This is a genomic window from Sphingomonas sp. Ell38C01 (assembly GCF_055231975.1).
This window is the reverse complement of the sequence record NZ_JBUYVA010000001.1, coordinates 3,366,721-3,393,707: the sequence shown is the minus strand read 5'-3', so window position 1 is coordinate 3,393,707 and position 26,987 is coordinate 3,366,721. Positions and strand designations below refer to the sequence as shown.

29 protein-coding genes and 1 tRNA gene are annotated in these 26,987 nt (G+C 67.6%); 18 read left to right on the top strand and 12 right to left on the bottom strand.

Features of this window, described 5'->3' with window-relative positions:
• The first annotated feature begins 4 nt into the window (after positions 1-4).
• Positions 5-868: a UDP-2,3-diacylglucosamine diphosphatase gene (locus ACV7NO_RS16100; RefSeq protein ID WP_463406966.1), complete on the top strand. Its 864-nt coding sequence runs from the start codon at positions 5-7 to the stop codon at positions 866-868.
• A 41-nt stretch (positions 869-909) separates the two neighbouring features.
• A complete protein-coding gene (locus ACV7NO_RS16095; RefSeq protein WP_463406965.1) occupies positions 910-1,929 on the top strand; it encodes a glycosyltransferase family 4 protein in 1,020 nt (339 codons plus the stop codon).
• Positions 1,930-1,943: 14 nt separating this feature from the next.
• Here the strand turns inward: ACV7NO_RS16095 and ACV7NO_RS16090 are convergent, their stop codons facing one another.
• Positions 1,944-2,186 (bottom strand): hypothetical protein, encoded by a 243-nt coding sequence (locus ACV7NO_RS16090; protein WP_463406964.1) that lies wholly within the window; start codon positions 2,184-2,186, stop codon positions 1,944-1,946.
• Between the two features lie 197 nt (positions 2,187-2,383).
• Here ACV7NO_RS16090 and ACV7NO_RS16085 point away from each other — a divergent pair, with 197 nt between their 5' ends.
• From ACV7NO_RS16085 to ACV7NO_RS16070, 4 genes are all read left to right on the top strand, one after another.
• A complete protein-coding gene (locus tag ACV7NO_RS16085) occupies positions 2,384-3,052 on the top strand; it encodes a cell cycle transcriptional regulator TrcR (RefSeq protein ID WP_463406963.1) in 669 nt (222 codons plus the stop codon).
• Positions 3,053-3,285: 233 nt separating this feature from the next.
• Positions 3,286-4,371 carry an MBL fold metallo-hydrolase gene (locus ACV7NO_RS16080; RefSeq protein WP_463406962.1) on the top strand — a complete coding sequence of 362 codons (1,086 nt, stop codon included), beginning with the start codon at positions 3,286-3,288 and terminating at the stop codon, positions 4,369-4,371.
• 46 nt (positions 4,372-4,417) lie between these two features.
• Positions 4,418-5,287, top strand: a complete 870-nt coding sequence (locus ACV7NO_RS16075; protein ID WP_463406961.1) for a dienelactone hydrolase family protein — start codon at positions 4,418-4,420, stop codon at positions 5,285-5,287.
• Positions 5,288-5,347: 60 nt separating this feature from the next.
• Positions 5,348-5,971, top strand: coding sequence for a glutathione S-transferase family protein (locus tag ACV7NO_RS16070; protein WP_463406960.1), 624 nt, complete (start codon positions 5,348-5,350; stop codon positions 5,969-5,971).
• Between the two features lie 123 nt (positions 5,972-6,094).
• Here the strand turns inward: ACV7NO_RS16070 and ACV7NO_RS16065 are convergent, their stop codons facing one another.
• The 3 genes from ACV7NO_RS16065 to ACV7NO_RS16055 all read right to left on the bottom strand — a co-directional run bounded on the left by ACV7NO_RS16065 (position 6,095) and on the right by ACV7NO_RS16055 (position 9,009).
• Positions 6,095-6,619: a thioredoxin family protein gene (locus ACV7NO_RS16065; RefSeq protein WP_463406959.1), complete on the bottom strand. Its 525-nt coding sequence runs from the start codon at positions 6,617-6,619 to the stop codon at positions 6,095-6,097.
• A gap of 316 nt (positions 6,620-6,935) precedes the next feature.
• Complete coding sequence (locus ACV7NO_RS16060; RefSeq protein ID WP_463406958.1) at positions 6,936-8,441, bottom strand: DEAD/DEAH box helicase; 1,506 nt, start codon at positions 8,439-8,441, stop codon at positions 6,936-6,938.
• Between the two features lie 94 nt (positions 8,442-8,535).
• Positions 8,536-9,009, bottom strand: coding sequence for a hypothetical protein (locus ACV7NO_RS16055; protein WP_463406957.1), 474 nt, complete (start codon positions 9,007-9,009; stop codon positions 8,536-8,538).
• Between the two features lie 107 nt (positions 9,010-9,116).
• Here ACV7NO_RS16055 and ACV7NO_RS16050 point away from each other — a divergent pair, with 107 nt between their 5' ends.
• From ACV7NO_RS16050 to ACV7NO_RS16040, 3 genes are all read left to right on the top strand, one after another.
• Positions 9,117-10,541: an FAD-binding oxidoreductase gene (locus tag ACV7NO_RS16050; RefSeq protein WP_463406956.1), complete on the top strand. Its 1,425-nt coding sequence runs from the start codon at positions 9,117-9,119 to the stop codon at positions 10,539-10,541.
• 158 nt (positions 10,542-10,699) lie between these two features.
• On the top strand, positions 10,700-11,470 hold the full coding sequence (locus ACV7NO_RS16045; protein WP_463406955.1) for a SapC family protein: 771 nt from the start codon (positions 10,700-10,702) through the stop codon (positions 11,468-11,470).
• A 17-nt stretch (positions 11,471-11,487) separates the two neighbouring features.
• Positions 11,488-12,054, top strand: a complete 567-nt coding sequence (locus ACV7NO_RS16040; protein ID WP_463406954.1) for a cytochrome b — start codon at positions 11,488-11,490, stop codon at positions 12,052-12,054.
• Between the two features lie 187 nt (positions 12,055-12,241).
• On the opposite strand, the gene ACV7NO_RS16035 is transcribed toward ACV7NO_RS16040, so the two are convergent.
• Positions 12,242-13,087, bottom strand: a complete 846-nt coding sequence (locus ACV7NO_RS16035) for an N-formylglutamate amidohydrolase (RefSeq protein WP_463406953.1) — start codon at positions 13,085-13,087, stop codon at positions 12,242-12,244.
• 158 nt (positions 13,088-13,245) lie between these two features.
• Here ACV7NO_RS16035 and cpdR point away from each other — a divergent pair, with 158 nt between their 5' ends.
• Both cpdR and ACV7NO_RS16025 read left to right on the top strand, forming a co-directional pair.
• On the top strand, positions 13,246-13,623 hold the full coding sequence (gene cpdR, locus ACV7NO_RS16030) for a cell cycle two-component system response regulator CpdR (protein WP_463407379.1): 378 nt from the start codon (positions 13,246-13,248) through the stop codon (positions 13,621-13,623).
• A 47-nt stretch (positions 13,624-13,670) separates the two neighbouring features.
• A tRNA-Val gene (locus ACV7NO_RS16025) sits at positions 13,671-13,745 on the top strand.
• Positions 13,746-13,962: 217 nt separating this feature from the next.
• Here the strand turns inward: ACV7NO_RS16025 and ACV7NO_RS16020 are convergent.
• Positions 13,963-14,766: an HNH endonuclease gene (locus tag ACV7NO_RS16020; RefSeq protein ID WP_463406952.1), complete on the bottom strand. Its 804-nt coding sequence runs from the start codon at positions 14,764-14,766 to the stop codon at positions 13,963-13,965.
• Positions 14,763-16,475, bottom strand: coding sequence for an AAA family ATPase (locus ACV7NO_RS16015; RefSeq protein WP_463406951.1), 1,713 nt, complete (start codon positions 16,473-16,475; stop codon positions 14,763-14,765). Before ACV7NO_RS16015 ends, ACV7NO_RS16020 begins: the two co-directional genes overlap by 4 nt.
• Before the next feature lie 303 nt (positions 16,476-16,778).
• Between ACV7NO_RS16015 and ACV7NO_RS16010 the strand changes: the two genes are divergently transcribed.
• The 3 genes from ACV7NO_RS16010 to ACV7NO_RS16000 all read left to right on the top strand — a co-directional run bounded on the left by ACV7NO_RS16010 (position 16,779) and on the right by ACV7NO_RS16000 (position 20,457).
• Positions 16,779-17,678: a DUF5677 domain-containing protein gene (locus ACV7NO_RS16010; protein ID WP_463406950.1), complete on the top strand. Its 900-nt coding sequence runs from the start codon at positions 16,779-16,781 to the stop codon at positions 17,676-17,678.
• 247 nt (positions 17,679-17,925) lie between these two features.
• Complete coding sequence (locus ACV7NO_RS16005) at positions 17,926-19,233, top strand: hypothetical protein (protein ID WP_463406949.1); 1,308 nt, start codon at positions 17,926-17,928, stop codon at positions 19,231-19,233.
• 723 nt (positions 19,234-19,956) lie between these two features.
• Positions 19,957-20,457, top strand: coding sequence for a hypothetical protein (locus ACV7NO_RS16000; protein WP_463406948.1), 501 nt, complete (start codon positions 19,957-19,959; stop codon positions 20,455-20,457).
• A 34-nt stretch (positions 20,458-20,491) separates the two neighbouring features.
• On the opposite strand, the gene ACV7NO_RS15995 is transcribed toward ACV7NO_RS16000, so the two are convergent.
• From ACV7NO_RS15995 to ACV7NO_RS15980, 4 genes are all read right to left on the bottom strand, one after another.
• Positions 20,492-20,614: a hypothetical protein gene (locus tag ACV7NO_RS15995; protein WP_463406947.1), complete on the bottom strand. Its 123-nt coding sequence runs from the start codon at positions 20,612-20,614 to the stop codon at positions 20,492-20,494.
• A gap of 10 nt (positions 20,615-20,624) precedes the next feature.
• Positions 20,625-20,753 (bottom strand): hypothetical protein, encoded by a 129-nt coding sequence (locus tag ACV7NO_RS15990; protein WP_463406946.1) that lies wholly within the window; start codon positions 20,751-20,753, stop codon positions 20,625-20,627.
• 295 nt (positions 20,754-21,048) lie between these two features.
• A complete protein-coding gene (locus tag ACV7NO_RS15985) occupies positions 21,049-22,056 on the bottom strand; it encodes a hypothetical protein (RefSeq protein WP_463406945.1) in 1,008 nt (335 codons plus the stop codon).
• Between the two features lie 59 nt (positions 22,057-22,115).
• Positions 22,116-22,451 carry a hypothetical protein gene (locus tag ACV7NO_RS15980; RefSeq protein WP_463406944.1) on the bottom strand — a complete coding sequence of 112 codons (336 nt, stop codon included), beginning with the start codon at positions 22,449-22,451 and terminating at the stop codon, positions 22,116-22,118.
• A gap of 93 nt (positions 22,452-22,544) precedes the next feature.
• Between ACV7NO_RS15980 and ACV7NO_RS15975 the strand changes: the two genes are divergently transcribed.
• From ACV7NO_RS15975 to ACV7NO_RS15960, 4 genes are all read left to right on the top strand, one after another.
• Positions 22,545-23,081 carry a helix-turn-helix domain-containing protein gene (locus ACV7NO_RS15975; protein ID WP_463407378.1) on the top strand — a complete coding sequence of 179 codons (537 nt, stop codon included), beginning with the start codon at positions 22,545-22,547 and terminating at the stop codon, positions 23,079-23,081.
• Positions 23,082-23,129: 48 nt separating this feature from the next.
• Positions 23,130-23,468, top strand: a complete 339-nt coding sequence (locus ACV7NO_RS15970) for an aldehyde dehydrogenase family protein (RefSeq protein WP_463406943.1) — start codon at positions 23,130-23,132, stop codon at positions 23,466-23,468.
• A 152-nt stretch (positions 23,469-23,620) separates the two neighbouring features.
• Positions 23,621-25,549 (top strand): hypothetical protein, encoded by a 1,929-nt coding sequence (locus ACV7NO_RS15965; RefSeq protein ID WP_463406942.1) that lies wholly within the window; start codon positions 23,621-23,623, stop codon positions 25,547-25,549.
• On the top strand, positions 25,546-26,472 hold the full coding sequence (locus ACV7NO_RS15960; RefSeq protein ID WP_463406941.1) for a PfkB family carbohydrate kinase: 927 nt from the start codon (positions 25,546-25,548) through the stop codon (positions 26,470-26,472). Before ACV7NO_RS15965 ends, ACV7NO_RS15960 begins: the two co-directional genes overlap by 4 nt.
• Before the next feature lie 6 nt (positions 26,473-26,478).
• On the opposite strand, the gene ACV7NO_RS15955 is transcribed toward ACV7NO_RS15960, so the two are convergent.
• Positions 26,479-26,967, bottom strand: a complete 489-nt coding sequence (locus ACV7NO_RS15955) for an NADAR family protein (protein ID WP_463406940.1) — start codon at positions 26,965-26,967, stop codon at positions 26,479-26,481.
• Between the last annotated feature and the right edge of the window lie 20 nt (positions 26,968-26,987).

Sequence of the window (26,987 nt, the reverse complement as noted above, 5' to 3'; positions counted from 1 at the left end):
GCGCATGCCGCCGATCACGACGACCGCCGACATCACCGATCTGCTCGACTTCGCGAACTCGCGGCCGAGCGTGCCCGAGCGCGAGGATATCGCCCGGACGCGCTACCGCACGATCTGGATCAGCGACGTCCATCTCGGCACGCGCGGGTGCAACGCGGGGATGCTGATCGACTTCCTCGACCATGTCGACAGCGACACGATGTACCTGGTCGGCGACATGATCGACGGGTGGCGGCTCAAGAAGAAATTCTACTGGCCCGCGGCGCACAACGATGTCGTCTGGCGGCTGCTCAAGCGCGCGCGGCGCGGCACGCGGATGGTATATATCCCCGGCAACCACGACGAGGTGTTCCGCCAGTTCTCCGGCCTCGACTTCGGCGGGATCGCGATCCGCAGGAAGGCGATTCACGAGACCGCGGACGGACGCCGGCTGCTGGTGCTCCACGGCGACGAGTTCGACGCGATCACGCTGGCGCATCGCTGGCTCGCGCATGTCGGCGACACCGCGTACGAGGCGCTGATGGCGGCGAACCGCTGGGTCAACGCGGCGCGGCGGCGGCTGGGGATGCCCTATTGGTCGCTGTCGAAGCACGCCAAGGCCAAGGTGAAGAACGCGGTCGCCTTCATCTCGCATTTCGAGGAGGTCGTCGCGCATGCCGCCGGGGTCCGCGGCGTCGACGGCGTGGTGTGCGGGCACATCCACACCGCCGAGATCCGCGAGATCGCGGGCGTCGCCTATTACAACGACGGCGACTGGGTGGAGGGCTGCACCGCGCTGGTCGAGCATTTCGACGGGCGGATGGAGTTGCTCCACTGGGCCGACGTGATGGCCGCGCGGACGGCGCCGGTGAAGCGGCTGGCGGCGTGAGGATCGGTCCGAACGGACGCTAGAGCGAAAGGCATCAAGGCATGAGGATCGCGATCGTCACCGATGCGTGGGCGCCGCAGGTCAACGGCGTGGTCCGCACGCTGGAGGCGGTGACGGGCGAGTTGCGCGCCGGTGGGCACGACATCCTCGTCGTCTCGCCCGAGGGGCGGCGATCGGTGCCGTGCCCGACCTACCCCGAGATCCGCCTCGCGCTGACCACCCCGGCGGCGATCGGGCGGAGTCTCGCGTCGTTCGGCGCGGACGCGATCCATGTCGCCACCGAAGGTCCGTTGGGCCTGGCGGCGCGCCACTGGTGCATCGCGCGGCGGATCCCGTTCACCACCGCCTATCACACGCAGTTTCCCGATTACGTCGCGCGGCGGACAGGGGCGGACCCCGAATGGATCTGGCGCTATGTCCGCTGGTTCCACGCGCCCGCCGCCGCGGTGCTTGCCTCGACCCCGTCGATCGAGCGCGACCTGCGCGCGCACGGCCTGACGCAGGTGCGGCGCTGGGGGCGCGGGGTGTCGTCGACCTTCGCGGCGACGGTCGCGCCCGACGCGGCGATCCGCGCTCTACCCGGCCCGGTGTTGCTGTACGTTGGGCGCGTGGCGGTCGAGAAGAATGTCGAGGCGTTCCTCGCGTGCGCGCATCCCGGAACCAAGGTGGTCGTCGGCGACGGCCCCGCCCGCGCCGGGCTGGAGGCGCGGTTTCCCGAGGCGCGGTTCGTCGGCAGCCGCTATGGCGCCGAGCTGGCCGCGGCGTATCGTGCCGCGGACGTCTTCGTGTTCCCAAGCCACACCGACACGTTCGGGCTGGTCATGATCGAGGCGATGGCGTGCGGCACGCCGGTCGCGGCCTATCCGGTGACCGGGCCGGTCGACGTGCTGACCCCCGCCTCGGGTGCGATGCGCGAAGACCTGAGCACCGCGATCGCCGCCGCGCTGGCGCTCGACCGCGCGAGCGTTGCCGCGGAGGCGCGTCGCTTCACATGGGCGGCGAGCGCGGCGCAGTTCCTCGACGCGCTGGTGCCGATCGGATCGGCCCTGCGCGCGGCGTGACGCCTATCGACGCGTCAGCAATTGCCGAAATCGACCCACTTCCCGTTCCAGCATCCGCGACGCTGCCCGCTGTCGCAGATCGTCGCGCCGTCCGAGTATTTCTTGTCGTTCCAGTAGCAGTCGGCATGGCCCGGGCGGTTCTGGCCGCTTTCGACAAGCGCGGCACCGGCCTCGTCGGCTGCGTCGGACAGCTTTTCGTCCGACAGTGGCGAATTGCGCAGTGCGAGATCCTGTGGCGAAACCTGATCGTCGTCCATCGCTATCGTCTCCCCGGGCGGCAGGCCCGATGGCGATGCTGCAACCGGGCGCCGTGCCGCGCAAGGCAGGTCGGCATCCGAAATGGCGCGACGGCGCGAACGCCTTGCCCTTGTGCGCGCGACGCACTAAGTCGCACGGCAGCCAGCGGCCGCTCCGACAAGGGGCGGCCCTATTTGTTTCTGACGGAGTTCACGCCGTGGCCCAGCCGCTCATGCCCCATGCGACCGCCTCGTGGATGGTCGACAACACCGCGCTCAGCTTCGAGCAGATCGCGGACTTCTGCGGATTGCACATCCTCGAGGTGCAGGCGATCGCCGACGATACCGCCGCCACCAAGCTGACCGGGCGCGACCCGATCCGCGCGCACGAGGTGACGCAGGAGGAGATCGACAAGGCGGCGGCCGATCCCGATTACCGGATGAAGATCATCAAGGGCCCCGAGCAGGTCCGCCGCACGAAGGGCCCGCGCTACACGCCGGTCAGCAAGCGGCAGGACAAGCCCGACGGCATCGCCTGGATCATCCGCAACCATCCCGAGATCACCGATGGCGCGATCAGCCTGCTGATCGGCACGACGCGCACGACGATCGCGGCGATCCGCGACCGCAGCCACTGGAACATCGCCAACATCACGCCGAAGGATCCGGTGACGCTGGGGTTGACCTCGCAGCGCGAGCTCGACGCGGCGGTGGCGAAGGCGGCGAAGGCGGCGGGGCTCGAGGCGCCGACCGATACGCGGCTCGACGGCGATCGCGAGGTGCTGCTGGCACAGCTGCGCGCCGAGCGCGAGCAGGCCGCGCGCGACCTGGAAATGGGCGTGGACACGACGCCCAAGCCGCTGTTCGACGATCCGTTCAAGCGGTAGGTTCGTCGCAGCGAATGGGAGTTTCCCCAAGGCGATCTGTTGGCAGTACGTCACCCCGGACTTGATCCGGGGTCCCGCTTTTGTCTGCCGGTCGCGAAGACGCGGGACCCCGGATCAAGTCCGGGGTGACGGTAGAGTGTTGCGCCCTGCCCACTGAGACGAGCCCGGCATGACGGGGGGCGACGCACGAAAGCGCGTGACGTAACCTTGGTTATGTTGCTACCGCTCGCCGCATGGCCACCGCTTTCGACCGCGCGCTGATCGGCGACGAGCTGCTCGTCCCCACCAGCCATGCCGGACTGACCTTTCCGTTCGGCACGCGCGGGCCGCAGCCGGGCGAGCTGCTGACGGTGATGCCGGGTATCCGCTGGTGGCGGGTGCCGATGTCGGGGCCGCTCAAGCACGTCAACGGGCTGATCCTCGACGACGCCGCGGGCGCGACCGTCGTCGATACCGGCACTGCGAGCCCGCGCACGACCGAGGCGTGGCGAGAGATCCTGGATGGCCCCCTGGCAGGCACGCCCGTGGCGCGCGTGCTGTGCACGCACTATCATCCCGATCACGTAGGCCTGGCGGGCTGGCTGTGTCGCAAGTTCGACGCGCCGCTGGTGATGACTCGCACCGAGTGGCTGCTGCTGCGGATGCTCGCCGCCGATTTTCACGACGAGGTGCCCCCGGAGCAGTTCGCGTTCTGGCGCGCAGCCGGGTGGGACGAGGCGCAGGTCGCGCGCGGGGCGGGCGAGGGCTGGGGCCGGTTCGGCAAGATGGTGTCGCGGCTCCCCTTGAGCTTCGTGCGGATCCGTGATGGCGACGTGCTGCGGATCGGCGATGGCGACTGGCATGTCGTGGTCGGTAGCGGGCACAGCCCCGAACATGCGTGCCTCGTCGATCATGACCGCAAGGTGATGATCGCGGGGGATCAGGTACTGCCGCGGATCAGCAGCAACGTGTCGCTGATGCTCAGCGAGCCCGAGGCGGATCCGCTCGGCGAATGGCTTGTCTCGATCGCGCGGCTGAAGGCGCTGCCCGACGATTTGCTGGTGCTGCCGGGGCATGGCGATCCGTTCTACGGGCTCGATGCGCGGCTCGATGCGCTCGACCGCGAGCATCGCGACCGGCTCGACGCGGTCGAGGCGCTGCTAGCGGAGGCGCCGCGGCGCGCGGTCGATTGCTTCGCGACGCTGTTCTCCCGCCCGATCGGCGCCGATGTGATCGGGATGGCGACGGGCGAGGCGCTGGCGCATCTGCGGCGGCTGGAGGTCGAGGGGCGGGCGGTGAAGTCCGTGGTCGACGGCGTCTGGTGGTATACGCGGGCGTGACGGGTTAAGCCTTTGCAGGCCGGACGATTCGCGAGGAGCCAAGCCGATGTGCGACGACCATACCGCCGAGGATAATGCGCGCTTCCTGTCGGGGGTTTCCCGGCGCAATTTCGGCGCGATGGCGGGCGCCGCCGGGCTGGCGATGATGCTCCCGGCCCCGGCGGACGCGGCGACCGTCAAGGGCCGCGACGTGACGATCCGGACTGCGGATGGCACTGCGGACGCCTATTTCGTCGCGCCGACGACCGGGCGGCATCCGGCGGTGCTCGTCTGGCCTGACATCATGGGGCTGCGGCCCGCGTTCCGGCAGATGGCGGACCGGCTGGCGCAGTCGGGCTATGCGGTTCTGGTGGTCAACCAGTTCTACCGATCGGTGAAGGCGCCGTTCCTGAAGGCGGGCGAGTCGTTCGACCAGCCCGAGGTTCGCGCGCGGATCATGCCGTGGCGCACGCCGCTGACCAACGCGGCGGTTTCCGCCGATGCGCGGGCGTTCGTGTCATGGCTCGATATGCAGAAGTCGGTCGATACGAAGCGCGGGATGGCGACCAGTGGATATTGCATGGGCGGGCCGATGGTGATGCTGACGGCGGCGGAACGTGCGGACCGGGTGCGCGCGGCGGCGACCTTCCACGGCGGCGGGATGGCGACCGACAAGCCCGACAGCCCGCACCTCCTGGCCCCGAAGATGAAGGCGCGCTACCTGGTCGCGATCGCCGAGAACGACGATGCGCGCTCGCCCAAGGACAAGGACGTGCTGCGCGACGCCTTCGCCGCGGCGAAGCTTCCCGCGGAGATCGAGGTCTATGCCGGCACGATGCATGGCTGGTGCCCGCCCGACAGCAAGGTCTATGATGCCGCGCAGGCGGACAAGGCGTGGGCGCGGATGCTGGCGACGTTTTCGGCGGCGCTCGCCTGAGACTTGACTCGGACGGGATGACACGGGATCATCGTTCCCCGTCCGTTCCGGGAGTGTGCCATGACGCTGACCTTTTACACCAACCCGATGTCGCGCGGGCGGATCGCGCGGTGGATGCTCGAGGAAGTGGGCGTGCCGTACGACACGGTCATCCTCGACTATGCCGATTCGATGAAGGCGTCGGCGTATCTGGCGGTCAACCCGATGGGGAAGGTGCCCGCGATCGTCCATGACGGGCGCGTCGTCACCGAATGCGCGGCGATCTGCGCGTATCTGGCGGAGGCGTTTCCCGAGGCGGGACTGGCGCCGACCGCGGCGGAGCGCGCCGATTATTATCGCTGGATGTTCTTCGCGGCAGGGCCGGTCGAGGCGGCGGTGACCAACCGGTCGCTGGGCGTCGAGGTGTCGGGAGACAAGACGCGGATGGCGGGATACGGCACCTACGACATGACGGTGTCGGTGCTGGAACGCGCGGTGACCGCGCACGACTTCATCGCGGGCGACCGGTTTACGGCGGCGGACGTCTATGTCGGCAGCCACATCGCATGGGGAAAGATGTTCGGCTCGCTGCCGCAGCGCGACGCGTTCGATGCGTATCTGGCGCGAATCACCGAGCGGCCTGCGGCGGTGCGGGCGCGGGAGATCGACGATGCGCTGATGGCGGAGATGCAGGCGGCGGGGTGAGGGGGCGGCTCGATGGCAACACATCGAGTCAGCCCAGCGGAAGGTGGGGTCTCTTTCGGATCGAATACCCCGCCCGGATGAGAGCGATCCCAGCTTTCGCTGGGATGACGAGGTTTGGGGGCGTCACTTCGCCCATTGCGCGAGCCAGTCGGCGAGCGCCTGCGGCGTGAGCGAGCGCGCGTCGGCGAGCGCGGTTTCGCGGCCCTTGTTGATGAGCGTGTCGGTCTTCGGATCGACAATCAGCACCGCAGGGACGCCCTTCAGCCGATCGGTGATGCCGTAGCGCGCGGGGATCTGGAGGTTCTTGTCGAACCGGCCGATATCGACCGCGACGATCTCGAAATGCTTTGCGAGGAAGGGGCGCAGCTCGCGCAAATCCATCGTGCCCGCGAGGATCCGGCAGTCGAGGCACCAGTTGCCGCCGAGATCGATCAGCAGCCGCTTTCCGGTCTTCGCCGCGCGAGCCTTGGCAGCGGCGACCGCGCGGTTCGCGTCAACGCTTTCGTTGTAGGGCAGCGGAAGGGGCTTCGCGAGCTGCTCGATCGAGGCGGCGCGGACGCGCGGGGCGGTGGGGGCAGCGATCGCGGGGGTCGCGATGAGGGCAGCGAGCGACAGGGCGAGGGCGACGGGGTTGGGCGAGATCGGCATGGGGGAGAAACTCCGCTAGGACTGCCGACCGTCATGCCGGGATGCCGCATCTTAGCCAAGCCGGGGATTCTTGCGTCGGGGACAGCCAAGCTATCCGGGCGAAGCGGGATAGGCGTAGCCATCGAACATTTCAGTGTGACCGGGTCGACATGCTTCGTCCTTCGTCGCTTGAGACCAAGCTGGACCCCGGATCAAGTCCGGGGTGACGGCCGTGGCAAGGGGCGGACATATCCTCAAGGCCGTGAGGTCCGTTCGGATCGGCCGCTATCCCTGTCCCCGGAGTCCCCGGCTTTCGCCGGGGTGACGTATCAGTGCGTTAGTCCGCGAAGCGGGCGTTGAGGAAGTCCGGGATCGGGCCGTTCCAGCCGCCGTCGTCGGGGGCGTCGTCGTTGCGATGGCGCGGGCGATGATCGGTCTGGCCGTCGGGCCGGCGCTCGTCCCGCGCGGGGGCGTCGCGATAGGGATCGCGTGCGGGCGTCTCGCGGCGCGGCGCGCGCTCTTCGCGCCGGGCGCGGGGCTGGCGTTCTTCGCGAACGGCTTCGGCGCGAACGGGTTCCTCGGCGACGGGGGCTTCGACCTCCGTCTCGGCGACCGTTTCGACCGGGGCTTCGCGACGGCCGCGGCCGCCACGCGTTCGGCGCGGGCGCTCTTCGCGCTCGGTCGAGTCGCCCGCAATCGTGGCGGCGGCGGGGGCCGCGCTCTTGCCGCCGAGCGCGAGGCGCTCGATCGTGTGACCGGTCAGCTTCTCGATATTGGCGATGTTCTCGGCATCGTCGGGAGCGACGAGCGTATAGGCCTTGCCCGTCGCGCCCGCGCGGCCGGTGCGGCCGATGCGGTGGACGTAATCGTCGGGATGCCACGGCGCGTCGAAGTTGAAGACGTGGCTGACGCCCTTGATGTCGAGCCCGCGCGCCGCGACGTCGGACGCGACGAGAACGGTGACGTCACCCGCCTTGAATCGGTCGAGCTCTGCGATCCGCGACGACTGGTCCATGTCGCCATGGATCTCGGCGGAGCGAAACCCCTGTGCTTTCAGCGTCTTGTTGAGCTCGCGCACCGTCGTCTTGCGGTTGCAGAAGATGATCGCGGTGCGCACGTCCTCCGCGCCGAGCAGCGTGCGCAGCGCGTCGCGCTTGTCCGCATTGCTCTTCACCGGCACCAAATACTGCGTGATCTGGAGATTGGTGGAGGCGGGGCGCGCGACCTCGATCGTCTTGGGGTTCGACAGGAACCGGTCCGCCAGCTTCTTGATCGGCGGCGGCATCGTCGCGGAGAACAGCAGCGTCTGGCGGGTTGCGGGCAGCTTCGTGCAGATCTCCTCGATATCGGGGATGAACCCCATGTCGAGCATCCGGTCCGCCTCGTCGATCACCAGCAGCGAACAGCCGTTGAGCATGATCTTGCCGCGCCCGAACAGGTCCATCAGCCGGCCCGGCGTCGCGATCAGGACGTCGACGCCCTTTTCCAGCGCCTTGACCTGATCGCCCATCTGCACGCCGCCGATGAGGAGCGCCATCGAGAGCTTGTGATACTTGCCGTACTTCTCGAAATTCTCGGCCACCTGGGCGGCGAGTTCGCGCGTGGGCTCGAGGATCAGGCTGCGCGGCATGCGGGCGCGGCTGCGACCGTGCGCCAGGATGTCGATCATCGGCAGTACGAACGACGCGGTCTTGCCGGTGCCCGTCTGCGCGATGCCGATGATGTCGCGCATCATCAGCACGCTGGGGATCGCGGCCGCCTGGATCAGCGTCGGCTCGGTATAGCCGGTGTCGTCCACCGCCTTGAGAAGTTCGTCGGAGAGGCCGAGATCGGCGAAGCTCATGCAAATGTCCGAAAAAGCGCGTGCGGGATCATGCCGCATGCCAGCGTGCGCGCTAACGCGGGGCGCGCAAAAGTCAAGGAAAGGCGCCCGGAAACTAGCGTTTCGCCACCAGGGTGCGGAACCGGTCGATCGGGCAGGTCGCGCCCGATCGCGAGCGGATCGAGTCGCGATCGGCGCACAGCCGCCCGTCGGGCGTGGGCTTCAGATAGAATCCCGAATAGAAATCGAGTGCGGGGCAATCGTCGCCCAGCTTCGCGCGGAGCCGCCGGCCGTCGTTGACGATCAGGTCGACATCACCCTCGCGCGATACCGCCGCGCCGGTGAGCGTGGCGATCGCGACGCATTGCGGCGCCTTCCTCTCGGTCCATCGCGGCTGCGGCGCGCGCTCCAGCGTCCGTCCGTCGACGCGCGGCGCGACGCGGGGGATGCGCACGATGATGCGTTCGTGGATCGTCATCTGCGCGAGTTCGACGCCGGCGAGCGGATTGCCGAACAGCGCGCCGTCCTGCGCCGCGAGCGCAGCGGGCAGGGTGAGCATCGCGAGGAGCGGAAGGGAATGGATCGGCATCAAGCCGCCGACTCGTACCGCGAGTCGTTGAACCGCGGATGAACTTTCGGACCGGCAACGGTATCCTTGCCTTCACCTGTTGCAACCTTGCCACTATAGCCGCCGCCATGCCAGACCCCGCCGCCCGCCTGCTCGCCGCGCTCGACGGCGTGCTGCCGCCTGCCGCGATCGTTACCGATGCGGCCACGATCGCGCCGTGGCTGGTCGACTGGCGCGGGCGGTATCGCGGGACCGCGACGCTGCTGCTCCAGCCCGCGACGACGGCGGAGGTGCAGGCGATCGTCCGCGCGGCCGCCGCGACCGGGGCGGCGCTGGTGCCGCAGGGAGGCAACACCTCGATGGTGGGCGGCGCGACCCCGCCGGGCGATGGCGGGGCGGCGATCCTGTCGCTCCGGCGGATGGCCGCGATCCGCAGCCTCGATGCCGACGCCGGCATCGCGATCGTCGAGGCGGGGGTGATCCTCCAGGCGCTCCACGACGCGGCGGCGGCGGTGGGTCGCCGGTTCCCGCTGACACTGGGGGCGAAGGGATCGGCGACGATCGGCGGGTTGGTGTCGACGAATGCGGGGGGCACGCAGGTGCTGCGCTGGGGGACGATGCGCGCGTTGGTCGCCGGCGTGGAAGCGGTGCTGCCGGACGGATCGGTGCATGACGGCACCGCGGCGCTGAAGAAGGACAATCGTGGCTACGACCTCGACCAGCTGCTGATCGGGGCCGAGGGGACGCTGGGGATCGTGACCGCGGCGGCGTTGCGGCTGGCGCCCGCGATCGTCGCGCGCGGAGCGGCGTGGGTGGGGGTCGCGTCGCCCGAAGTGGCGCTGGCGCTGCTGCGGCGGTTCGAGGCGGCGACCACCGCGGTCGAGAGCTTCGAGCTGCTGCCGCGCGAGTCGCTCGCGGCGGTGCTGGCGCATGTGCCGGGGACGCGATCGCCGCTGGCCGGGGACCCCGCGTGGCACGTGCTGGTCGAGGCGGTCACCGGATCAGCGGGGGATGAGGCGCCCGACGCGGTGCTGGAGCGCGTGCTCGAGTCGGCGGCGGAGGCGGGACTGGTCGACGATGCGACGATCGCGGCGAGCGAGGCGCAGGTCGAGGCGTTCTGGCGGATCCGCGACTCGATCTCCGCGTCGGAGCGCGCGACGGGTCCCGCGGCGCAACACGACATCTCTGTCCCGGTGCCCGCGATGCCGCGCTTCATGATCGAGGCGGCGGCGGCGTGCGAGGCGCGGTTCCCGGGCACGCGCGCGTCGGGGTTCGGCCATCTGGGCGACGGCAACGTCCATTTTCACGTCCGTGCGCCCGCAGGCGTCGACGCGGCGCACTGGTATGCCGAGGAGGTGCCCCTCGTCAGCGCGTTCGTCCATGATCTGGTCGTCGCGGCGGGGGGATCGATCTCTGCGGAGCACGGGATCGGGCAGATGAAGCGCGACGAGCTCGCACGCGTCGCGCCGCCCTCCCGGATGTACGCGCTGCGTGCGATCAAGCGGGCGGTCGATCCGCTGGGGATCCTCAATCCGGGCAAGCTGGTGGCGTAGGAGGGATCGAGAGGTACGGGGCGGGGGGGGGTAAGGCCGGAGCGTACTGCCCGCTGCGAAAACGTGGTGACGCTTGCACCGCCGCGCCGGGGCGCATAGGGCGCGCGGGTTCGGGTGCGCGACGTCCGCGTGACCCCAAGGCATCACGGAGATTTCGCATGGCCAGCGCGCCGCAGGCACTTCCGCTCTTCTACAACGGGCTCGAGCCGCTTTCGAGCGAAGCGCATGCCGACTACAAGATCCGCCAGGCGGACCGCGCGCCGTTCCTGCGCGGCCAGCATGCGATCCCGATCACCGTCGACGAATTCCCGCTGGCACAGCGCTTCATGCCGATCATCTTCTCCGACGGCCCCGATGCGATCCCGCTCGCGCTGATGGGGCTGAACGAGGGCATCAACGTCTTCATCGACGACGACGGCAAGCTGACGCAGGACAATCTGTACATCCCGGCTTACATCCGCCGCTATCCGTACATGCTCGCGCGGCTGAGCCCCGATGCGCAGGAGCTGTCGCTGTGCTTCGACCCGACGTCGGACACGGTCGGCGCGTTCCCGGACGGTGAGCCGCTGTTCGCGGACGGCCAGCCGACCGAGCTGACCAAGAACATCCTGTCGTTCAACGAATCGTTCGAGCAGGCCGGCGCGCGCACCGCGGCGTTCATGAACGACCTGCGCGAGGCCGAGCTGCTGATGGACGGCGAGGTCTCGATCCAGCAGGAGGGCATCGAGCAGCCGTTCGTCTATCGCGGCTTCCAGATGGTCAACGAGGAGAAGCTGACCAACCTGCGCGGCGACCAGCTGCGCAAGTTCGTCCAGTCCGGGATGCTCCCGCTGCTGTACGCGCACCTCTTCTCGCTCTCGCTGATGAGCGATATCTTCAGCCGGCAGGCACGGCTGGGCAAGGCGCCGCAGCCCAACCTGCAAGGCTGACGAAGAGGAACGAAACGATGGCGACCAGGCTTCCCCGCGACGGGCGTTATTCCTCGGTCGCCATCGCGTTCCACTGGACGATCGCGCTGCTGGTGATCCTGAACCTTGCGGTCGGGCTGCTTCACGACGGAGTGCCGGCGCTCCGCGCTTGGATGCCGGGGCACAAGGCGATCGGGCTGCTCGTGCTGGCCCTGACCGCGGCGCGGGTGGGCTGGCGGATCGCGCATCGCCCGCCAGCGCTGCCTGCCGACATGCCGGTGCTGGAGAAGCGTGCGGCGCATGCGGTCCACGGGGTGCTCTATGCGTTGCTGATCGCAATGCCGCTGACCGGGTGGATGATGGTGTCGGGCGGGACGCGGCCGCTGACGTTCTTCGGCCTGTTCGACGTACCGCAACTGCCGATCGGCAAGGCGGCGAGCGGGTTCGGGCACGAGGCGCACGGCGTGCTCGGCTGGCTGATGCTCGCGCTGGTGGTGCTGCATGTCGGCGCGGCGCTGCGTCACCACCTGCTGCTGCGTGACGACATTCTGGCGCGGATGGCGCCGGGTCTTGCCCGGTCCGGGGCGCGCTTGCGGGGCATGTGACGACCGCATCGTCTTTTTTGAAAAGACGTCTTGAAGCCCGTTTTCATCCGCCTATATTGCTGGTGTACGGTGTCGTGTCCCCCCTTTCGCGACGCTGTATGGTCCGCCTTCGGCGGACCTCCTCCCTGAACCTTGGCCACCTCGTGCGTACGTCGCACGGGGTGGTTTTTTTATGATCTGGACTGCGTCACTCGGCGGCGAGCGGGATCACGCTGTCGAACGCCTCGTCCGCCAGCGCGTCAATCATCCGGCGGACCAGGCCGGCGATCCGGCCGAGGCCGGCGCCGGGCTGGTCGAGCCGGTCGCACAGATAGAGCGATCGATCGATCTCGACCTGCACCGCATGGATCCCCGCCGCCGGATCGGCGTGCCGTTCGAGCACATGTCCGCCGGCATAGGGGGCGTTGAGCGCGTGCGGCAGCCCCGACGCTTCGCACACGCTTTCCAGTCGTCCGACATAGCGCGCTCCCGCCGCCCGGCCGAACCGATCGCCCAGCACGATCCGTGCGCCGCTGGCGAGCGGCGGCATCGAGTGGAGATCGAGCAGGATCGCGACCCCGAACCGCGCGCGCGCCGCGACCAGAGCGGCCGACAGCGCGGCATGATAGGGCCGGTGCGCCTCCGCGATCCGGTGCGTCACTTCCTCGCCCGACAACCGGCAACGCCAGATGTCGCCCGCCAGCGGAGTGCGGCGCGGCACCAGCCCCAGCCCGCTGCGCAGCTTGGCGGACGGCTGCGGCCCGCCCCGCGTCCGCGCGCCCTCGTCGACGCGCGGATCGCGCTCGTGCTCGGCACGGTTGAGGTCGATCCAGGCGCGCGGCAGGCGCTGGACGAAAAGCGTTTCCACGCCGCGCGCCGCCAGGGCGACCGAGTCGACATGCCGGTCCTCCAGCGCGACCAGCGCGCCGACCGGCACCCTGAGCGCCGCGCGCAATGCCAGCGGATAGTCGCGCCCCGCATGCGGCACCGACACCACGACCGGGCTCTCGGGGGTGTCACCGCCGAAGCGATCGAAGGAGTGGGCGGCGAGCATCACGTGCAACCTATGGAAGGCGGCGCCGTACCGCAATCATCCTCGCCCGATCGCCGATCCCGACACCGCGCATCGACCCGGCGCATCCGGGCGCGCACGCAGTGGAAAATCTTAAAGGGTTCGCGCATAGTCGCGAGCGCTGCGGGTGCGGGGACGTGATGATCAGGATCTTGTTGGCGGAAGACGATCAGGTAATGCGCGAATATCTCGCGCGCGCGCTGGAACGGTCGGGCTATGCGGTCGTCGCGGTCGATCGCGGCACCGCGGCCATCCCGCTGCTGGAGGCGGAGCGGTTCGACCTGCTGCTGACCGACATCGTCATGCCCGAGATGGACGGGATCGAACTGGCGCAGAAGGCGTCGGAGATGGCGCCCGACATGCGCGTGATGTTCATCACCGGCTTCGCCGCGGTGACGCTGAAGGCGGGCAAGACGATGCCGCAGGCGCGCGTCCTGTCGAAGCCGTTCCACCTGCGCGACCTGGTGCTGGAGGTCGACCGGATGTTCGAATTCGGGAATGCGACGGGATTGTCGTGAACGGGCTTGCGTCCACCGGATGCCCCGGCTAGAGGCGCTCTCCTCACGGGCGTGTAGCTCAGTGGTAGAGCACTGTGTTGACATCGCAGGGGTCGCAAGTTCAATCCTTGCCACGCCCACCATAAAAAGCCCTGCTAGGCCAATGGCTTAGTAGGGCTTTTTTGTTGTCCGGCTCCCGTTTTCGCCTCTCAGCGAGCGGTAAATCTGCGGTATCGAAGCCGGAATGGTGGGGGGTGAGCCGAACGGGCCGCACCTGTCCCGATCCTGCATCGTGCAACGAGCCGTAGACCTGGCGGCGCGCCGGGCCCTTGCCCAAGTCCAACGTATCCGCACTGCATCTCAGAGGCGCGACAGCAGATCCGCGACTGCCGCAGGGTCGGCGATCAATCCGCGAAGGGCCGCCGACTGCCAGCTGTTCGCCCACGTTGTGGCTTCGGCGATGAGAAGTTCGAGTGCGAGCTGGTCATCGAGCGCGGCCGCGGATACGGGTCCCACGAACCGGAAGGCCAACGCCGCCGGCAGTGTCGACCACCAGTTGCCCATCGCGGTCCGGAACTGCTTCCCGACTACCGTGGCGAGATGGAAGTCGACGATTGCCAGCTGAGCGGCGGTCAGCCCAGGTAGTGGTTCCGCCACGAACGTTGGAGCGGCGAGCGGCGGCACCAGCCTGACCCGCCATATCGCGGTGTTGATCCAGTCGTCGAAATAGGGGTGCACGAGCCTGGCTGGAGCGATCCCCTTGAAGATGGTGCCCTTCTCGTCGGAGTTGCAGTGGCTGCACCCAGGGACGAGGTTCGCCCGCATGATCGAGAACTCCCCGTAATGGTCCTTGGGGAGGTAGTGGTCGAGCGATCCCTGGCTCGAGGATCCGCAGATTGGGCAGCTCAGGAGGCCGGCCTGTCTCCGGATGTCCTCGAACGGCCTGGTCCGCCGCCGCCCCTCGTATAGACTTGCCTGCGCCGCACCGGTGGGGGCATCGAACGCCGACTTCGTTATGACGTGGGGATCGCCGCCGGCCTTGGCATAGGCGTCGTAGGTGGCTTCCCATGCGGCGTGGTGCGGTGCCCAGAGCATCTGCTTGGCCAGCTTCGCGAGCACCTTCCGCTCTTCGGCGACCGTCGCGGGGAGCGGAAGGTGCCTCAACCGGCGAGGTCCGTCGCTTCGCGTTCCGCGAGCAGCTGGGCGATATAGGAGAGGCTCTCGCGGTTGAGCTCGGCGCCGTGGCGCTCGATGATCACGTCGAGGCCCAGCGCAACGCCCTCGCGCTCGACCCAATCCCTCAAGGCCCTCTGGTACCGATGCGCGAAGTTCGTGTCGCCGAACACGAACTGCGAGATGGTGTCGATGCTGGCACCGAACGTCTGTAGCCTCGGCGGACCCACGTCTACGCCGCGGTCGGTTAGCGTGAGGATGTTGACTCGACGGCGCGGGACCTCGCGGACCACATATGCCGAATGCGTCGCCACGACCGCGATCGAACCGGTCGCGGAAAGCAGGTTGTGCAGCATCTCCATGAGATCGGAGATGAAGTTGGGATGAAGGTGGGTCTCCGGCTCGTCGAGTAGCAGGAGACTGCCCTTCTCGATCGAGAGTGTCGCCTGCGCAGCGAACCGCAGCATCACCTGCTCGCCGCTGCTGAGCTGCCTGCGACCACCTTCGCCGTCGATCAGGATGATCGGCCGGTCCCAGTCCACCTGCCGACCGAGCTGTACGGTCCCCAGCTCGTCCAGTCGCCGATGGAGCGGATGATACCTTCCTTCGGCGAGATCGAGCCCTCCAAGCCGGTCATCGGCGCCGGCCGGCAGCAGCGGCACATGAAGTTGGGTCCAGATGCCGAGTGGCGCGATTGCCTCACGCAGCAGGTCGCCCCGGTCGTAGATCTGCCCGTCGATCGTGAACGAGAAGCTCGGATCGCCACGCACCGATGCGAGGAGAGACGCGAGGAGCGGGTCGCGCCCTTCGATCGGCGGTGCAGTCAGGGGCTGGTAGTCGTAGTCGATCCCGCGCCACGGGGCGATCTGAGCAGGATACTGGTTCGTGGCCGTCGACGCGAAGACGATCACCCTACTGATCCGCGGCTTCCGGAACAGGACGGTCCGCCGAGAGGCATCGTCGGCGATGCCGCCGTCGGTCAGGCGACCGAGCAGGGCCCGCAACGCGAGGGTCTTGCCGGTGCCGTTCCGGCCGATCAGGACATTGATGCGGTCCTCGAGCAACTCGTCGGCCGAGAAGTCGAACGGGATTGTGTAGAGATTGTCGGCGCAGGGAAGCGACGCGAACAGGACGAACGACTTGGCAGCCTCGTCGACCTCCGGGGCAGGCTCGCGCCTGATAAAGCGCGCGCCCTTGATCGACGCCTCGTAGGCCGAAGGGTTTCGCAGCACGCCGACGTGGAAATCCTCGCTACCAGCTAGCTCGAGGCGCTTCGCGTCCTGTCCCTCCAGGCGCGTCACGACCGCGTCGCCGATCGCGCGCAGCGCCGCGACACCGGCCTCGAATCCCAGATGGGCGATCAGACTGCGGTATGCCCCCGGCTCGATCAGCTGCGATACGAACGCACCGTTCTCGTTGCCGATCGGGACCACCGGACCGTCGGCTTCGAACAGGGTGTCCATGAACGCCGACGTGATCCTCCTTCCCTCGACCATCGTGCGCAGGTCCAGCTTCAGCGCCTCCCCTTCAGCATTGACGAGGAGGAGTTTCGCCAGAAACCTGCGACCATAGTCGTTCCAATTGTTATAATCGGGAAGGATCGCGGCGTAGGGCGGCTGCGCAGCCGCAGCCTGCAGCGCGCCGTAGCCCTTCGCCCAGAAGGCCGCGATCTCGACATCGACTGGTATCCGTTCAGCCATGCAGCCCGCTATAACGGTCTCTGGCCCATTGGCATCCGCTCATTTTGATCGCGTCCAGGTCTACCTGTCAGTCTGGTTTGAGGTGACAGGTCCAAGGAAGGCGATTGACCGGATCGACAGCATCGCCAACGAAGAGCTGGTCAGCCGCGACCAATACTGGTGTGGTCGCCAAGATGGGTTTGTCGGCACAGGTCGTCGTAGCCGGGAATTGGTTGGTCTGTGCCGGTCGCCAATGGTTGATGATCCCGTCCCATGGCCGCTGGAAGCATTGGCTCGCGCGAACAAGGGAGATTAACCCGTCCCATGATCGAACTCATCCGAATCACGGACAAGTATCAGCCCTCCTACATCACCGAGCACTTTCGATCGCTCGAGGGCCTTCACGCGTTCTCGCTGCAGTTCTTCCAGGACGTTTCCGCGACCTACGATGTGCTCGTCAGGATGCGCAACGTCGACCGTAACCCGTCAGGCTACGACCTTGATGATGCGCCGATCCTGGGTCTGCTCGTCCGGATATCGAAGCTCCTGAAGGAGTGCGTCGCCTATTACGAGCAGGGCAACGCGGAGGTGATCGCGATCTTCGAACGCGGGATCATCGAAGCGAGCACGATCTCGGCCTACCTTATGCTGAAAGGCCGCGCGGCGATCGAGGACTATCGCAAGTGCTCCTACAAGGATCGGTTGAGGATCCTGCGCGAACTCGAGGGCGGCTCGCCGTTCTTCGACACCAAGGCGGGGAAGCGCCTACTCGCGGCAGTGCAAGAGAAGATGGCTTTCGAAGGCCTGACCCAGGACGACTTCGCCGAGCAGAAGCGCAACAGGTGGCGCCTTCAGGGGAGATCCTTCCGCGACATCTTCGCCGAGATCGAGCGCGACGACCTCTATCCGGCGACCTACGGCATGATGTCGGAATCCATCCATGGATCCTGGAACGAGTCGATGGACTGGGGCCTGGTGCGTAACGATGACGGCACCTTCCTCGCATTCACCGACAGCCATCCTGCCGACATCAGGTACGTCGTGCCTATCGTGAAGTTCACGATCCGGCCCTTCCGGCTCTGGCTCAAGCGGATCGACGCCTATGATGAAAACCTGAAGGGCACGGTGGACTGGATCGAGCGGGTAAACGATCGGCTGTTCCACACGTTCGACGGCCTCTACTCTGGCGAATACGACGCCACGACGACAGGCGGCACGGTTTAGATGCGGCTTGCTGCAACGGATTGCGTGACGGATCATCGCCCGTCATCATCGCCCGTCATCATCGCCCGTCATCATCGCCCGTCATCATCGCCCGTCATCATCGCCCGTCATCATCGCCCGTCATCATCGGTCAGCCGCCAACGGTGGAACGTTCTCACCGAAGCATCGGGGTCGTCCGGGTCATCAACGGCACGATGTGTCCAATCAGTAACTGCATAGGACGCCGTTCGATGCGGCCATCCATCCCATGATCTTTTCCCGCCGCTCCCTCCAACATCGCCTCGATCAGCTTCGCGCGACGCTTGCGCCAGCCACCGTCGACGATCTGGCCGCCCGCCTGAACCGGGCGGGCCGCGACCGCATGGCGGCGATGTGGGAGGTCGTCGTCCTCCACGCGCTGTCCCTGCGCGGCAAGCTCGAGAACGAGGAGCCTCTTCCCTCCGGGCGGCGTCCAGACATTCGGTTCGACGACGGAGCGATCGCGTTCACGGCCGATGTAACGTGCGTGTCGGACGAGGGGTTGGACGACGCCAACCCCTACCAGGAGCTCAGCCAAGAGATCGAGGCCGCGAAGACGAGGCTCGGGATGCCAATCGGCGGGGTCGACCTGCGTGTCGGCGGTCGGACTGAAAAGGTGAAGGGAGGCGAGCGGCGCAGCCTCCGTCTACCCCCGCGCAAGCGCATCCGCGAGTTCGTCCGCGACGAGATCGTGCCGCGGCTGAGAGAGCAGATGGATGCGGGTGAGACGGTCTTCCGCGTCGCCATCGAGGACGATGACGTCTCGATCGCTCTGTCCATCGATCCGGCGCGCGGGCATTACAGCTCTGGCGGCTACACCGCGTACGATGTGCCTGCCAGCCTCACGAAGAACCCGCTCTGGAACGCGCTGCGCAAGAAGGCGGATCAGCTCCAGGGCGCCCCCGGCATGACGGGCATCATAGTGGGGAACGGGGACTGCGCGCTGCTGAGCAGCCTGCCACGCACGCGGGGCGACATCGGACCTGGCGATGTCGCCACGGAACTCCTGCGGCAATGCAGGTCGGTTGACTTCGTGCTCCTGCTGACGATCAGCGAGGAACCCTGGCAATTCGCTCGCATAGGGCCGCCGGGACGGTCGGTGGAACCGCTGCTGGTGATGCGGGACGCAGCCGCTGCCGCACCGATCGAGGCGCTCTTCCGGGCCGCGCTCGCGGATCTGCCACAACCGGACCTGATGCCCGTGAACGCGGCACTCCGGGCAAGGGAAGACGACTACGACCTGGGTCATCATGGAGGATACGGAATGGATGGCGGCAAGCTCCGCATCGGGTCCAGGGAGTTCACGGAGATACTCGCCGGGCTTCGCACGATACAGGACGACGGTGCGAAGTACGTCGGCATACGGCCAGCCAAGGACCGCCGCCCGAACATCTTCGAGGCGGCGGTCCTGCGAAATCTCCAAGCCGGGCGTCTCCCGAAGACGGTCACGGTCCTGAAGACGGGCGAGGACGACGACGATGACTGGATTGAGATCGAGTTCGGCGATCCCGATCCGGCCATCAGTCCGCTGAAGTGACGCGGCGCATCGGGGAGGATCTTCATGCTCGGTCGTCACGCCGCTTCGGCGCCCTTACCGTCGTCTGCCATGGGACCGTCTGGCCCCATCGAGATGGTGAGTGGCTTGGACAAGTTGATGACCGCTCCCTCGGGCGTGAGGGGGCCGGAGCTAGCCGTTCTGATAGATGTACGAGACCTGGCAACGCTCTCATCGGAAGCGGTGCGAGTCCCTAGCACTGTAGGTGAAGCGTCAGCGGACTTCCGATCGCCATCTTCGGGCTTATCGAGACTTCGCTTCATCGAGTTCATATCGGCTGTTATGAAATATGCATGAGCTACCGATGGTCGTCCTGCCCGCACGCCGGCTCCATTCGCTCCGGCCATGAGGACCGCGAGATCGCCGAGGGTCCGGCCTCCCGACCACCGCCTCCGGACGACGTGCTCTCCTTTCCCCTGGTCCATCTCTGGCGGGACCGCTTCTGGCGGCTGATCCAGGATGTCGTCACCGAAGACGTGAAGGCCAAGTTCGTCCGCAAGCCCCCGGAATACGTGGTTTCCGACGATCTCGGTTGGCTCGACGAGATCGTCCTGCGCGTCACCGGTTCAGTCGTCGACATGAGGGAGATGGTGGCCGTCCTGCTTTCCGGCGAATACCGGGCCTTCCGCGCTGCGCACGGGACGCGCACCCGACGACGTTGGCCAGTTCTACGAGCACGGCCTGCGGATCCTGCGCGCAGGCGAGATGGAGGAGAGGGCACGCGCGATATTCCTTGGCGGCAGCTTCGCCGGCGCGACCGAGGATCGACTCGCCGCAGCTATCGCCGAGGTCGATGCGAGGTCACTGGAGGGTGGTCGCGAGGGTGTCCTGTATTTCTGTGCCGACGAGCGCAGCCTTGTCACCCGGATCGGCGGCTGCGGACACTATCTTTTCTATGGCAGCGAATATCTCTTCTGCCTGGGTATCCGGGTGATAGACCGGTGGAGTGCTAAGCGCGCGCTCAAGTCGATCGGACGTCCAACGGTGCTCGTCTGCGACATCCCGATGAGCTTGATGCGCGAGCGTACGTTGCGCGAATTTGCGGGGATGATGGTCGAGCACGCGTTCTCCGAGTTGCTGCCCGGCCGGAAGAGCCACTCGGGCAGTCCATACGCGGGTACGGCATTGAGCATCGCGACCGACCTGCCCGGCGATTGCATCGTCGGGCATTACCACCCGCATGTCGTCCACGACCCGCTACCCTGAGGCGGGGCGCTGCGGCAGCTGGATCCGACACGGATCAGACGGCTTTCCCCGCCACGAAGGGATGCACGTCGGCCATGCCACGATGCTGCGCGCGCCCGGCTGACGTCGGGCCGTTCGGAACCGGAAGGATCGTGATCGCCTCGCCGATCAGCAGCATCGAGGGATCGTCATCGCCGATCGTCGCGACGGGGAGCGCCAGTGCCGACAGCCGCCCCCAGCAGCGTGCGCTCGGTCGGGAGCGAGACGTTGGCCGCGGCCATCATCGGCGTGCTGATCTCGATGATCGCGGTGCGCATGGAATGGTCCCAGGCGGAACGGTTTCGGGTGGTGAGGGCCCCTGGGTCCACACCCGACGACTTCACGCCGCCCAATCCATGCCGGTCGGGGCCGATCGGGGTCTTGTGGCTCGGGCGCTGGAAAAGGGACTATCCGAAGTTGGTTGGCAGGCACCGATCACGTAGGTGGCGATCATCACCGTCATCGCGGGCCGGGAGAGGCAGATCCGCGCAGTGCGCCGGTAAGGTCGGATGCTTCGGCGGGAAGGTTCACGCCAGCGGCCCGGGCGTGGTGCTTTCGCGGGACCTCGACGATCTAGAGGTCGTCGGCCACGTTCCGGTCGTCGCCCTCGTCGTCGGTAGCGCGTTCGGGGACCTGGAACGCTCCGGGGACGAGCGCCTCGATTTCCCCCATGACCTGATCGACCACCGCGAGTGCCCGCCGCAGATATGTCGGTCGGAACGGCGCGTACAGGTCCGACACGTCGTCGAAGCGGTCGTGCCCGAGGTAGATCTCGATCTCTCCCCAGGCTTCCTCGACGAGTCGCTGGCGCAGGAGATGGGCCATGGATCGCCGGATCAGCTTCATGCCCGATTCCCCGTCGCGAGGAAGGTCGAGGGCATCCGCCATGCTCTCCCAGGCCGACTTCACGCTGATCGCGGGTACGAAGAAGCCGGTCGTCGCGTCCATCAGCGCGGCGAAGCATTCGGGGACCGGCACGACGGCGCGGTACTTCCGCGTCTGCCGGCGGCCTTCGGGATTGAGCGCGATGACGCGCATGCTCGGGTTCCATTGACGACGGTCGGGCGAGGTCGACACGTCGTGCGCGGCGTCGGGCCGCGCCAGCGTGCAGACGCTGATGCGCAGGAACGCGAGCAATCCTGCCCGGTCGCGTCGCGCCCGATCCGCCGGCTGCCTGCCTGCCTCAGGATGAAGGCAGTAACGGAACATCGATGCCAGTTCGGCGAGGTCGGAGCGGTGCTGCGGCGTACGGTTTACCTCCTTCGGCTGGATCGGACGGAAACCGGGTTCGATGCCGCCGCCGCAGGCTTTGATCGCGGCTGCCATCTGCAGGACGGAGTTCTCGATGGTGGACAGCGTTCGCTCTCTCGTCCTGCCGGTGGGCGAGACGATGGGGACCTTGGCGAACCACTTCCGGAAGCGTTCGATCCACGCCTCGTCGATGGCTTCGCACTTGATCGTCGGCTGGCTGCTGGCGACGAGATAGTGGATCACGTGCGCGAGACGGGCCCGGATCGAATCGATCGAGGATTTTCCCGTCGAGAGGGTGAGGTAGTCCGCGATGGCGCTGCTGAGGAGCACGCCGCCTGTCTGGCGCCTCTGTCCGCAGGTCGGACAGAAGTGCTCGCCACCCGTCCGTTCTAGGTAGAGGCGATCGAGCGCAGCACGTCCGGCTTCAGGATCGCTTGTGCCCGCGCTAGCGCTTCGTTCGCGTCCTCGGTCCTGGTCGTACCATATGATCTGGAGCTGTTCGCGCCCTGGGCGGCGGACGAGCTGATAGCCGCCGCGGTGGTAGAGCGGCTTTCCTCGCTTCGTTGCAGGCATATTTCCCTCTGGTGCTTGGCGACCGCCTCCCGGAAGACCTGGACGGCTCCCGTGTTGACGAGGAGGTCGAGGTCATCGGCGGACAACTGTATGCCCCGGCCCGCTTCGATCCGACGGGACAGTCGGCGATCGAGATCGGTGAGGCTGCTCATGACGGCGCGCCGGTCGGTCCGGTGGCCGGACGTCTGCCGAATTGCGGATTGCTTGCGATCATGGCGTGGTTATAGCGGCGGCGGTGGACACCGCTGAAAGGAAGTCACATCTCATTTTCCCCTCCTCCGAGATTTCCAACCTCGTCGGTCCGGAATACGGTTGGCCGGGCGCTCGCCGCCGAGCGCAGGGCCTGTGGCTGGTCGCAGGCGATGCTGGCGGCTCGTGCCGGCATTCGCAGGGAGACCGTCGTGCGGCTTGAAGCGGGATCCAGGCTACCCGAGGCGGACACGGTGTTCCGACTGGAGGCGGCACTTGATCTGGCGCCTGGGACGCTCGTGCCGACGTGGGAGGAGTGGGCGCCGATCGGTTCGTCGTCGCTGGGGGCCGGCTCGAGACGCCGTCGTCGCGAACTTGGGCTGTCGCTTGAGGCCGTCGCCTGGCAGGCGGGCGTGAGTCCGGCGACACTGTCGCGCTTCGAGCGCGAGGAGCGTCCGACGCCATCGCTGGTCTCGGTGAAGGTCACCGAGTTGGGGACGCCGTTCCCATCGTTGACCAGCGAGCGCTACGCCAAGGCCCTGGGGTTTCCCGACGTCTCGACGCATGAGGACTGGTGCAGCGGCGGCGGCTGAGCGGGTGCGGCCGCATGGTGGGCGGCCTTCTTGGCTTCACGGTCTACCGTGGGCGGAAAGTCCGACTCGGTTGTGCTCGACGATGCGGAATTCGAACGGGTGGTCAGGTCGTTGATCCGCAGCTGCATGCTGAATTTCGGTCAGACCTACTCGGCTAAGACGATGCTGGTGGCTACGCACGCTTGGCAAGACGAGGTCATCGCACTGACGATCGGCACGCTCGATTCGCAGACAGCGAAGATTGTCGCTACTACGATGGCTGGCGCGCCGTGCTGCCGCGTGGACCACTGCCGCCACAGACATTCTTACCAAACGTCGCGGCAACCTGCCGGCGCGACTGGGCGCCTCAACCGGTCGAATCGCCACCTCGTGCCGTCGTCGCTTTAAACCCAATCGTGGCATGTCGACAACCGACATTAGAACATATACGGAACATATCCATGGTTCGGGGTCCTGCGCACGGTTCAGCCGGTCGAGGATCGCGGCGTGGCCCCGATGCGGTGATCGATCGTAAGAAATTTGCTGTTAGGATGGGCTGGATGACGATCTTCGCCGAAAAGCTCTCGACACTGGTCGACACGGTGCGCGCCGGCGGCGCGGGACCGGTGGACGATGTCGCGGCTGCTCTGCGCGACGGCGCCGGACGCCGGGCTGTCGCGATCGGGTCCGGCGGGTCCGCGATCGTGGCGGAGCACTTCGCCCGATGTCGCTCGACGCTCGGGCTGGGCGTGACGACGGTCCAGACCCCGATGGAGGCCGTCCTTTCGCAGGGCGAGCTCGATGGCACGGACGTCTGGATCTTCAGCGCCGGCGCCGACAACCCCGACACGGCCGCTGCACTCATGGGCGCCCTCGGGTCGTCCGCCGCCAGCATCACGCTGATGACCGTAAACGCCGACGGCGCTTCCGCGAGGTCGGCTGCGGCGAATCCGCGGGCATCCGTCGTCGTCGTACCGGTCACCGAGCGCAAGGACGGGTTCCTCGCCACGCATTCGCTCGTCGCGATGGGAACCGCGACTCTCGCCGCAGCTGCCGCCGTGACGGGGGGGACGGCTCCCGGCCTGATCGTGGAGCGGCTTGCGGCTGAGTTCGCGCGCATCGCCCGTGATGGCGCCTTGTCGATGCTGGACTTCAGACCCGGCGATACGGTCGTCGTCTTGCACGATCCGCAGTGCCGTACGCTCGCGACGCTGATCGAGACCTCGCTGTGGGAAACCGCGATCGCGCCGGTGCAGCGCGCCGACTTCCGCAACTTCGCCCATGGCCGCCACGTGTGGGCGGCACGACATCCGGACAGCATGTTCGTGATAGCGCTGACCACGGCCACGTCGCGCGACATCTGGTCGGCCATCCGGTCGGCGCTCCCGGCGACGATCCGGTTCCACGAGACTGACCTGGGGCATGCCGGCCGGTTCAGGACGGCGAGTTCGATCGCCGAGGGGCTCGCGATCGTCCGGGCGCTCGGCGACATCGCGGGCATCGATCCGGGCAGGCCGGGCCGCGGCGAGTTCGCGGGAGCGATCTACGGCGACACGGGCCTCGCCGACCTCGCCCGCCGGCTCGGACCCACGGTTCGGCACAAGCTCGAGGCCGTCCAGCTGCACGACGATCCGGACTGCCCGGCGATCGCCGCATGCTCCGCCCGCGAGGGCTGGATCGAGGGTCTGTCGAAGGCGCGGATCGGCGGGATCCTGCTCGATTACGACGGGACCGTCGTCACCACCGAGGCGCGGCTCGACCCACCGGCGGACGAGGTGATCGCCGAGCTGGCGCGGCTCGTCGACGCCGGGATCGGGCTGGGGTTCGCCACAGGGCGAGGCGGATCCGCCGGGACGGCGCTGAGGGAGGCGCTGCCCGCCCGCCTGCACAGGTCGGTCACGGTCGGCTACTACAATGGCGGTCACGTCAGAACGCTCGACGTGGACATCGAGAGGGACCAGCCGCCGGCGGATCCCGACCTCTCCGCACTGGCGGACTTCATCGAGGGGCGGGGACTGCTGCGGACAGGGGTGACCCTTAAGCGGGGCAGGGTCCAGATCACGATGGCGCATGGCGATGTGGTGGACCCCGCGACGTTCCTGTCGGCGATCGGCGGTTTCCCGGCGATGGTCGATGGACGGATCAAGGCGCTGAGTTCGCACCACAGCTTCGACCTGGTGCCGGCCCGGACGACCAAGACGACGGTGACGGACACCATGAGGGGCGCGCTCGGAAATGGCCTGGATGTTCTCGCCATCGGCGACAGCGGCGAGCCGGGCGGCAACGACTGCGAACTGCTCGGCCGGCCACCGAGCGTCAGCGTCGACGGCGTGTGCGGTCATCTGGGTGGTAGCTGGTCGGCGTTCGGGCGGTCGCCATCGGGTCCGGACGCGTTGCTGAGGATTCTGCGCGCGCTGACCGTCGAAAACGGGCATGCTCGCCTCGACACCGATTCCCTGGGGTCCGATCACGGAGGAGCGAACGAATGAACACGTCGGCTTCGCATCGCGACAGGGTGGTCGGGACCGGGCTCGTCGCGCTCGACCTGATACACGTCGGGGCGGCGGAGCCCCTCTTCGAGGAGCTTGGCGGATCGTGCGGCAACGTCATGATCTCGCTGGCGATGCTCGGTCGGTCCGTCACGCCCGTGTTGCGTCTCGGCCGCGACGTGGTCGGTGGCCGGCTCGAACGGGACCTGCGCGCGGCCGGCGCCGACACCCGGCTCGTCAGCCGCAGGGCGGACGTGCGTTCACCGGTGATCGTGGAGCTGCTGGACCTGGCCTCGAGCGACCACAGCTTCTCCTTCACCTGTCCGCGGTCGTCCGAGCGGTTCGGTTCATACGAGCCGATCACGCACAGTGAGTTCGAGCCCGCGAGGTCGATGGTCGAGGCGTGCGGCGTGTTCTACGCCGACCGGGTATCCAACGCGATCTGCGACGCGATGGAGGCGGCGGCCGAGGGCGGCGCAATCGTTCACTTCGAGCCTTCTGGGATCAGCGACCCGGACCAGTTCCGGCGGGCGATCTCGATCGCGCACATCTTCAAGTATTCCGTGGACCGCCTGGATCCGGGCGTCGCCGATGCGCTCAGGCCTGAGGCGTTCAGCATCGTCACGGCGGGTCGGTCGGGCCTCGAGGTGAGGCACGGGGGCAAGGTCCATCGCTGCGAGGCGCTAGACGCGGAGACCGTGCGGGACACGTGCGGTTCCGGCGACATGGTGACGCTAGGCCTGCTCGACGCGATTATCCACCATGGCGTCCGTGGTGCGGCCTACCTGACGCTCTCCACGGTCCTCGCCGGCGTCCGTTCGGGGCAGCGCCTGGCCGCGGCCAACTGCGCCTTCATCGGTGCCCGCGGGATCTTCCGCGAGCGCGGGGCCCAGCACGCCAGACGGATCCTCGAGGACGCCTGACGCCGATCAGGCGGCGCGACGGGACAGTCCGCTCGCCTCGTCACGCAGTTCCGAACGCAGTTCCATCAGCAATTGGCCGAGCATGTTGCGGCCGGTGCCGTTCACCTCGCCCCATAGGCGGTTGACCTCGTTGTCGACCGTCGCGCTCTCCACGAGCCGCGCGTCGCCGGTGGAAAGCAGCAGTTCCCGCAGGTCCTCGTGCTGCGTGAACTTCGCGCGCAGGACGCCCCGCATGCGGTCGAACTTCGTCCGCGACCAGCCGGGGGCGATGTCCCAGTAGTAGAGGCCGTGTGCGGCCATCGCGACGAGCGCCGGCGATGGCGCCGACAGAACCCAGTCCCTGACTTCCGGCTTCCGGGCCTTCCCGGCCTGATAGGCGTGCTCGCTCGTCGCGAACGTGCCGCCCTCGAACTCGACCGGCCGCCGCAGGAGGTTGCTGAACGCGCCGAAGGGTTTCTCGCTCGCCCGGTAGAAGCGGATCTCGTCTGTGGCCACTGGCAAGCTCCTATTGCATA